The sequence below is a fragment of the Nocardiopsis listeri genome (assembly GCF_020741345.1).
GTDB lineage: Bacteria > Actinomycetota > Actinomycetes > Streptosporangiales > Streptosporangiaceae > Nocardiopsis > Nocardiopsis listeri_A.
In genome coordinates this window covers 1-7,911 of record NZ_DYZD01000155.1, presented here as the reverse complement: position 1 = coordinate 7,911, position 7,911 = coordinate 1, and the positions used below count along the sequence as shown (strand labels likewise).

Here is a 7,911-nt window from a genome sequence, read left to right as displayed (position 1 = left end):
GTGGCTTGGACGAGTACCGCGACGGCCACCATGAGCAGGGTTGCGACGGACCTCACTGGTCCCCCTCCGGGTCGGGCTTGGGCGGCAGGACGGAGTCTCGCGGGTCCTCGGCGGGGCCCTTGACGACCACTCCCACCACGTCCAGGGCGGCGAAGTCCACCGCCGGGGTGATACGGGCGATCCGGCTGAGCGCGCCGGGCGCCACCTGCACCTCGTCGACGGTCCCGATGGGAACCCCCGGAACGAAGGGCGCGCCTTCGCGCGAGCCGAGGGTGACCACCCGGTCGCCCTGGTCGATGGGCGCCTCCATGTCGAAGAGCTCCAACGTCATGTCGGCCTTGGGACCGCCGGGGACGCTGCCCCCGGTGATCGCGCCGATCTTGCGGGAGTCCTCCAGGCGGGCGCCCACCGAGGAGTTGACGTCGGTGGCGAGTTTGACGGTGGCGGTGCGCTTTCCCGCGTCGATGACACGGCCCACCAGGCCGTCGCCGTTGACCACGGTCATGTCCGGCTCGACACCGGATTCCGTGCCGACGTCCAGGGTCGCGGTGTGCGCGTAGCCACGTGCGGTGGTGCGGGTGACCGCCTGGGCCGGGACGACCTCGTAGGCGCCTCGCCCGGACAGGTGCAGCATGTCATCGAGCTTCTCGGCACGGTGGTCGTCGATCCGGGCGGCCTGGAGTTCGGACTCCAGTTCGGCGTTGGCGTCCTCGAGTTCGGCGATGCGGTCGGCCGCTTCAGGACCCGCGCTGAATCCCTCGTAGAGCCGGGTGAACGGTCCGGAGACCAGACCGACTCCGGCGGCGGTGGGCGCGAAGACCATCTCGCCGCCGCTGCGGGCGATCGAGGTGACCGGATCACCGCCGGGACGCGCGTCGACGACCAGCAGGACCAGAGCGACCGCGACCAGCACGGCGAGTACCAGCCGCGACCGCGTGGTGTCGCTCAACATGTCAGCGCCGCCGTTCCGGGACGAGGACCTGGTGGAGGCGCTCGTAGTTCTCCACACAGGTGCCGGAGCCGATGGCGACCGAGTCGAGCGCGTTCTCGGCGACGTGGATGGGCATCCCGGTCTCGTGGAGGAGCCGCTCGTCCAGTCCGCGCAACATCGCGCCGCCCCCGGTCACGGCGACCCCGCGGTCCATGATGTCGCCGGAAAGTTCCGGCGGGCACTTGTCGAGGCTGGTGCGAACCGCGTCGATGATCGCGATGACCGGTTCCTCGATGGCCTGACGCACGTCCGACTCGGACATGACGATGGTCTTGGGCAGGCCACTGATGAGGTCGCGTCCGCGTACCTCGGCGTGCAGTTCCTCAGCGCCTGTCGGGTATGCGGAGCCGATGGCCACCTTGAGCTCTTCGGCGGTGCGCTCCCCGATCATCAGGGAGTACTCCTTCTTGACGAAGGTCATGATGGCCTGGTCGAGTTCGTCGCCGCCCACCCGGATGGACTGGGAGGTGACGATGCCGCCCATCGAGATGACGGCGACCTCCGTGGTGCCACCGCCGATGTCGACGACCATGTTGCCGGTGGGCTCGTGCACGGGCAGCCCGGCGCCGATCGCGGCGGCCATGGGCTCTTCGATGATGTAGACCCGCCGGGCCCCCGCCTGGTAGCCGGCCTCCTTGACTGCGCGGTGCTCGACGGAGGTGATTCCGCTGGGCACGGCGACGATGATGCGGGGCTTGGCGAAGTGGCGACGGCGGTGGATCTTCTGGATGAAGTAGCGCAGCATCCGCTCGGTGACCTCGAAGTCGGCGATGACGCCGTCCTTGAGCGGTCTGATGGCGGTGATGTTGGTGGGCGTGCGACCGATCATCTGCTTGGCCTCGATACCGACCGCCACGATCTTGCCGGTCGAGGTGTTGAGCGCGACCACAGAAGGCTCGTTCAGCACGATTCCGCGCCCGCGCACGTACACCAATGTGTTGGCGGTACCCAGGTCGACGGCCATGTCCCGGCCGAGAAATGCAAGGTTGTTCGGCATGTAACGTCCTCAGAGGCGCCGTACGGGCGTGGAAACGTGGGCGACCATAGGTAGTCGTTCCGACACGTTATGTACGCAGTCCCCCGTATCGTAACCCTGGGCACTTACCTCGTTACGCAAACACACCGAATCATTGTTCCAACCCCGGCACACGGCGCGAAGAACGCCGCCGAACGCCCCGGAAACGACGAACGCGCCCCCGAAGGGACGCGTCGTGTCGATACTCGTCGCCCGCGGGGGCGCGCCGAAACCCTTACAGGTCCGGGAAGAAGAGCTTGATCTCGCGCTCGGCCGAGTAGGTCGAATCCGAACCGTGCACGATGTTCTGCTGCACCTCCAGGGCGAAGTCGCCGCGGATGGTGCCCGGGGACGCCGTCACCGGGTCGGTGGCACCCGCCAGGGCACGGAAGGCCTCGATGGCGCGGTCACCTTCGACCACCATGGCGACCAGGGGGCCGCCGGTGATGAAGTCCACCAGCGACTCGAAGAACGGACGCGTGGCGTGCTCCTCGTAGTGCGTCTTGGCGGTGTCGGCGTCGAGCGTGCGCAGCTCCATGGCGGCCAGCTTCAGGCCCTTGCGCTCGATGCGCGAGATGACCTCACCGACGATGTTGCGGCGAACACCGTCCGGCTTGATGAGAACGAGAGTGCGCTCCACGTGCGTTTCAACTCCTCACTGGACCCCCGCGCGGCACAGGCGGGAACGGGCCCTCTGCGAGGCCGCGCGCGGTGGGGTGTACGGGTGTACGTCCGGGACCGGCGGATGAGGGGAGGTCCGCTCGACGCGGCTCCTGGCCCGCCCGGACGTGCGTCACACTATCGCGTTTGCGGCCCCGACGACGCGGTGGTCACGTCCCCACCACCGGAAGCGTCCTCGCCCTCCACCGACCCCGCGCGCGCGGCGTGGACCGCCCGCGTCTCGTCGACCCGACGGCCGAGGATCACCGCTGTCACCCACAGGGACACGAACACGATCGCGACCAACAGCGCGCCACTGACCATGAACGAGCTGAACAGGAAGGCGGCCTGCAGGGCCCAGGCGGCGTAGTGCGCCCAGGTGTGCTTTTGCAACCCGGACAGCAGCAGCGCGGCCACGGCCATGCCGCCCCACACCCCGCCGGCGATGGACGGGTCCACCCCCTCCAGCTGGACTGCGATGGGGATCGCCAGGCCGATCACTATGGCCTCGAACACGAGCACTACGGCACAGACTGTGCGCACGGAGTTTCCCTTCGTAGGAGGATCGTGTCGCCTGCTACCCGCCGGCGCCGCGCAGCAGGTGCACGGCGTCCCCGGAGGTGACCACGGAACCGGTGACCAGCACGCCGACCCCACCGAACTCGCCTTCCGCCTCCGCCAGGCCCACGGCCCGGTCGATGGCGTCGTCGAGTCGGGGAGCCACGTGCACCCGGTCCTCACCGAAGATCTCTTCGGCGAGCGCGGCCAGCCTCTCCGGTTCGAGGGAACGCGGCGAGGAGTTACGGGTGACCACGATCTCGTCGAGCAGTGGTTCCAGGGGATCCAAAATCCCCTCGACGTCCTTGTCGGCCATGATGGCCACCACGCCGATCAGCCGGGAGAAGGTGAAGGCCTCCTCGACGGCGGCGACGGTGGCGGTCATACCCGCCGGATTGTGTGCGGCGTCGGCGATGACGGTCGGGCTGGTGCGCACGACCTCCAAACGCCCGGGTGCCTCCAGCCCCGCCAGGGCCTCGCCGACGATCACGGGATCGAGTCCGATGGCGTCCTCGGAGGCGGAGAAGGCCTCGACGGCGGCGATGGCGACGGCGGCGTTGCCGGCCTGGTACTCGCCGAACAGCGGCAGGAAGAGGTTGTCATAGGTCCCGGTGAGGCCCTTGACGACGATCTGCTGACCGCCGACGGCCACCTCACGGGAGGCCACCCCGAACTCCAGGCCCTCGCGTGCGACGGTCGCGCCGACCTCGGCGGCGTGCTGGAGCAGGACCTCCGCGGCGGGCAGCGGCTGCTGCGCGACCACCGCGACGGAGTCGGGTTTGATGATGCCCGCCTTCTCCTCGGCGATGCCGTCGAGGGTGTCGGGCAGGTAGTCGGTGTGGTCGATTCCGATGGGCGTCACCACCGCGACGTCTCCGTCGACGACGTTGGTGGCGTCCCAGGTGCCCCCCATACCGACCTCCACCACGGCGACGTCCACGGGGGCGTCGGCGAAGACGGCGTAGGCCATGACGGTGAGGATCTCGAAGAACGACAAAGGAGCGTCGTTCATCGAGTCGGCCATCTCGATGTAGGGGCGGATGTCGTCGTAGGCCTCGACGAACCGCTCCTGGGAGACGGGTTCACCGTCGACGACGATGCGTTCGCGTATCGTCCGCAGATGCGGGCTGGTGTAGCGGCCCACGCGCAGGCCTCGGCCGCGTACCAGGGCGTCGATCATGCGCGCCGTGGACGTCTTGCCGTTGGTCCCGGTGACGTGGATGACCCGGAAGGTGCGCTGCGGGTCGCCCAAAAGGTCCAGGAGGGTACGGACCCGGTCCAGGCGTGGATCGATGTCGGTCTCTGGGGCGCGGGAGAGGATCTGCGCGGTGACCTCGGCGTAGCGCTCATGGGCGCCTTCGCCACTCACAGGGTCTCGTTGGTCGGGGTGTACACCCGCGCCAGTGTACGCGGCCTCACCTGGGCCCGGGCTCCGGGTCGGCCGTGCGAAGCCCGATGTCACCGAGACCATACTTGGACCATGCCAAGCCTTGACCACTTCTTCTCCGAGTGGGCCGGCCGCACCCCCGGACAGGCTCGGAGCCTGGACCGGGCGGCCGCCCTGTTGACGACCCTGGGCCTTTCCGACGAACGCACCCCGGTGCTGGGGGTGGTGGGTTCCAAGGGCAAGGGGAGCACGGCGACCGTGGCCGCGGCGACCCTGTCCGCCGCGGGCGCGCGCACGGTCCTGGTGACCGGGCCGAGTTTCCGTGGGTACCGCGAACGCGTGCGGGTGGACGGGACCTCCGTCACCGACGCCGAACTGGACGCGTTGGGCGCGCGGATCGAGGCCGCTCGGGAAACCCTCCCCGAACACGGCGGATATCTGGCTCCGAGCGGGTTGTTCCTGGTCGCGGGTCTGCTCAAGGCACGCGAGATCGGCGCGGACGTCTGTGTCCTGGAGGCCGGTATGGGCGGTCACCGGGACGAGCTGCGAGTGATCGGCCCCGAGGTCGTGGCGCTGGGCATGGTCTTCGCCGAGCACGTGGGGGTCCTCGGCGACACCGTGTCCGAGATCGCCGAGGAGAAGACCCGGGTGGCGGGTGAGCGCACACGGGCCCTGGTCGGATTGCCCCAGCGCCCCGAGGTCACCCCCGTCGTGGAACGGACCCTGTCCGAGGTCACCGCCGGCCGGGTCTCCCCCGAGATCGTCGACCCGGACCTTCCCGGCACCGAGCCGCCCGCCGCGCTCCGTCCCCCGGGCCTGTCGGCCGCCTCGGGCGTCCTGGGCGTGGCCGCGGGCGACCGCCTACTCGATCTCCTGGGCCGCGCGCCCGCCCCCATAGGCCGCCTGCACCGTGTGTTGGGAACCCTGAACCTGCCCGCCCGTCTGTCCGAACACCCCGTACCCGGCAGCGCGACCGCGCGCGCACTGGTGGACTCGGCCATCGACCGCGTCGGCGTGGCGACCGCCCTCGCACGGGCCCACGACCTCTGGGGCGGGGTCGACCACGTGCTGCTCTGCCTGCCCGACCACAAGGACGTCTCCGGCGCCATCGACGCCCTGGGGGGAACTCCGGTCACCGCCGTGCGCCTGCCCGAGGCCCACCTGCGCTTCGACCACGACCTGCCCGCCCGTTGGGACCGGATCGACGCCGAGAAGCTCACCCCGGAGTTCGTGGCGTCCCTGGGCGACCGTGTCCTGGTCCTGGGCACCGTGTACTTCACCGGCCGTATGACCGAGGTCCTGGACGCCCCCACCGACCGCCTCTTCGACCCACGCTGACCCCGGGTTCCGGTCATGCCCGTGTTCGTCGATTCCACGAAGGCACCGGCCCGAGACCGGAAATCACGACATGCTCGCAACGCCGCGATGGCCCCGTACCACTGGAATTCCTCGGGTTCGAAAGTCCCGAAGCACACCGAGGCGCTCAGTACAAGGCGCTGGAGGACTTGATGGCGGTGGAAACCCACGAGTGGCAGGGCTACTTCGCCCACAAGTACGTCGGATCGGCCGAGGGGGAGGCCGATCCATCGAGGCCGCCGAGAACGTCATCTCGTTCTGGAGGCTCGCGGGCTCACCGTCGCCCCCGAGGTCCGTGAACGGATCGAATTCCGCACCGACCTGAAGACCCTGCGGCAACGGGTCCTGGCCGCGGCCAGGACCGATCGACCCGAGGACCTCTTCGGCCAGGGGTGGGAACCGAGCCGCCCATGAGGGCGCGGGGTGGGGGAACGTTCCCCCACCCCGCGCCCTCGTCTTGTCAGAGGCTCAGCGGCCGGGTCGGAAGCTCGGTTGGGTCTGCGGGTTGAACTCGTCGTAGGTGACGCGTTCGGCCGGGCGCAGGCGCGGGTCGGTCAGCTCCAGCACGTCCAGCCCCCGGCGCATGTCCGAGGAGTAGACGTGGCCGTTGTAGTAGTAGGCCGACCAGGAGCTGCCGTTCTCGATGTCGGGGTCGATACGGTCGTCCGGGTCCCAGTGGCCGATCTCGCGGGGGTCGGTCGGGTCGTTGAAGTCGATGATCGACACGCCGCCCTGGTACCAGGCCTGCACGAAGTAGTTCTGTCCGGGCACCGGGATCAGGGAGCCGTTGTGCGCCACGCACACCTGCTCGTCGCCCTGGTGGCGTTCGAGCTTGTAGTAGGACGCGAAGTCCAAGGTGGCGTCGGCGCCCTCGCCGTCCAGGGTGTAGATGGCGTTGGCGCCGCGCTCGGGACCGATCTCCTCGGTGCAGGTGGCCGCGCCACCGCCGCCGAGCTCATCGGTGAAGATCACCGTGCCGGCGTCGTTGGTGAAGGTCGCCGAGTGCCAGAACGCGAAGTTCTCGTCCTGGACGACCTCGGTCACGACCGGCTCGACCGGGTCGGAGATGTCCATGAGGATGCCGTCGCCCATGCAGGCGCCCGCGGCCAGGTCCTTCTCCGGGTAGGCGGTGATGTCGTGGCAGCCCTCGGTGGGACGCAGCAATCCGTCCTGGTCGTGGTTGCCGCCGTCGGGGAAGAGCACGGGTTCGTTGACGAGCGCGGCCGAGGCCGGGTCGTCCAGAGGTACCTCGATGATCGAGATCTTGTCGTGCGGCGGCTGACAGTTCGGGAACTCCTCGGCCGGAGCGTAGGAGGACACGTACACGTACTCGCGTTCGTCGTCACCGGGCACGAGGGTGAGGGTGTGCGACCCGCAGTCGGTGCGCACGGCCGCGATGTACTGGGGAGCGGTCTTGTCGGAGATGTCGAACACGCGAACACCCTCGAACCCGTCCGGGTCGGTCACCGGGACCGCGGGGGCGCCGCACTCGTCGCTCGCGTTGGGGTAGTCCACGGCGAAGTACACCAGGTCGCCGCTGACCGACAGGTCGCCCTGGCCGCCCGGGCACAGGACCTCGGAGACGATCCGCGGGTCGGACGGCTCGGAGACGTCGTAGATGACGAACCCGTCGTAGTTGCCACCGATGACGTAGTCACCGGTGAAGGCCATGTCCGAGTTGGTGTTGCCGATCGCCTCGGGCTTGGGGAGGTTGGCGATGTGTTCGACGTTGTCGCTGGTGACGTCCTCGGAAGGCGGGGTGTCGGCGTGGGCGTTCGCCGGGCCGAGCAGTCCCGTGAACAGGGTCGCCGCCGCGGCGAGGGCGACGGCGGTCGATCGCCGGGGTCCTCCGCGTCTCGGGGAAGCTGCGGGCATGCTTTCTCCTGTTGGTCGCATAGAGGGCGGGGGCGGTATGCGGCGGGGCCGCGGCGATCGCCGCGGCCC

7 protein-coding genes are annotated in these 7,911 nt (G+C 69.4%); 1 reads left to right on the top strand and 6 read right to left on the bottom strand.

Annotated features, from left to right (window positions below):
* Nucleotides 1-52: 52 nt before the first annotated feature.
* From mreC to K8V84_RS08820, 5 genes are all read right to left on the bottom strand, one after another.
* Nucleotides 53-952 (bottom strand): rod shape-determining protein MreC, encoded by a 900-nt coding sequence (mreC, locus tag K8V84_RS08840; protein WP_304072847.1) that lies wholly within the window; start codon nucleotides 950-952, stop codon nucleotides 53-55.
* A gap of 1 nt (nucleotide 953) precedes the next feature.
* The gene (locus K8V84_RS08835; RefSeq protein ID WP_304072844.1) at nucleotides 954-1,988 is read right to left on the bottom strand and encodes a rod shape-determining protein; all 1,035 of its coding nucleotides are present in this window, start codon (nucleotides 1,986-1,988) and stop codon (nucleotides 954-956) included.
* A gap of 253 nt (nucleotides 1,989-2,241) precedes the next feature.
* Nucleotides 2,242-2,646: a nucleoside-diphosphate kinase gene (gene ndk, locus K8V84_RS08830; protein WP_304072841.1), complete on the bottom strand. Its 405-nt coding sequence runs from the start codon at nucleotides 2,644-2,646 to the stop codon at nucleotides 2,242-2,244.
* A gap of 158 nt (nucleotides 2,647-2,804) precedes the next feature.
* A complete protein-coding gene (locus K8V84_RS08825; RefSeq protein WP_304072839.1) occupies nucleotides 2,805-3,209 on the bottom strand; it encodes a DUF4233 domain-containing protein in 405 nt (134 codons plus the stop codon).
* 34 nt (nucleotides 3,210-3,243) lie between these two features.
* Nucleotides 3,244-4,593 carry a folylpolyglutamate synthase/dihydrofolate synthase family protein gene (locus K8V84_RS08820; protein ID WP_304072838.1) on the bottom strand — a complete coding sequence of 450 codons (1,350 nt, stop codon included), beginning with the start codon at nucleotides 4,591-4,593 and terminating at the stop codon, nucleotides 3,244-3,246.
* 111 nt (nucleotides 4,594-4,704) lie between these two features.
* Between K8V84_RS08820 and K8V84_RS08815 the strand changes: the two genes are divergently transcribed.
* Complete coding sequence (locus tag K8V84_RS08815; protein ID WP_304072836.1) at nucleotides 4,705-5,949, top strand: hypothetical protein; 1,245 nt, start codon at nucleotides 4,705-4,707, stop codon at nucleotides 5,947-5,949.
* 486 nt (nucleotides 5,950-6,435) lie between these two features.
* On the opposite strand, the gene K8V84_RS08810 is transcribed toward K8V84_RS08815, so the two are convergent.
* Entirely contained in the window at nucleotides 6,436-7,842 is a 1,407-nt protein-coding gene (locus K8V84_RS08810) for a hypothetical protein (RefSeq protein ID WP_304072834.1), read from the bottom strand.
* Between the last annotated feature and the right edge of the window lie 69 nt (nucleotides 7,843-7,911).

What these genes read in the sequence shown, in the direction of transcription:
- K8V84_RS08815 (WP_304072836.1), top strand. Translation starts at nt 4,705, where the DNA reads ATGCCAAGCCTTGACCACTTCTTCTCCGAGTGGGCCGGCCGCACCCCC.
- K8V84_RS08810 (WP_304072834.1), bottom strand. Translation starts at nt 7,842, where the DNA reads ATGCCCGCAGCTTCCCCGAGACGCGGAGGACCCCGGCGATCGACCGCC.
- mreC (WP_304072847.1), bottom strand. Translation starts at nt 952, where the DNA reads ATGTTGAGCGACACCACGCGGTCGCGGCTGGTACTCGCCGTGCTGGTC.
- K8V84_RS08835 (WP_304072844.1), bottom strand. Translation starts at nt 1,988, where the DNA reads ATGCCGAACAACCTTGCATTTCTCGGCCGGGACATGGCCGTCGACCTG.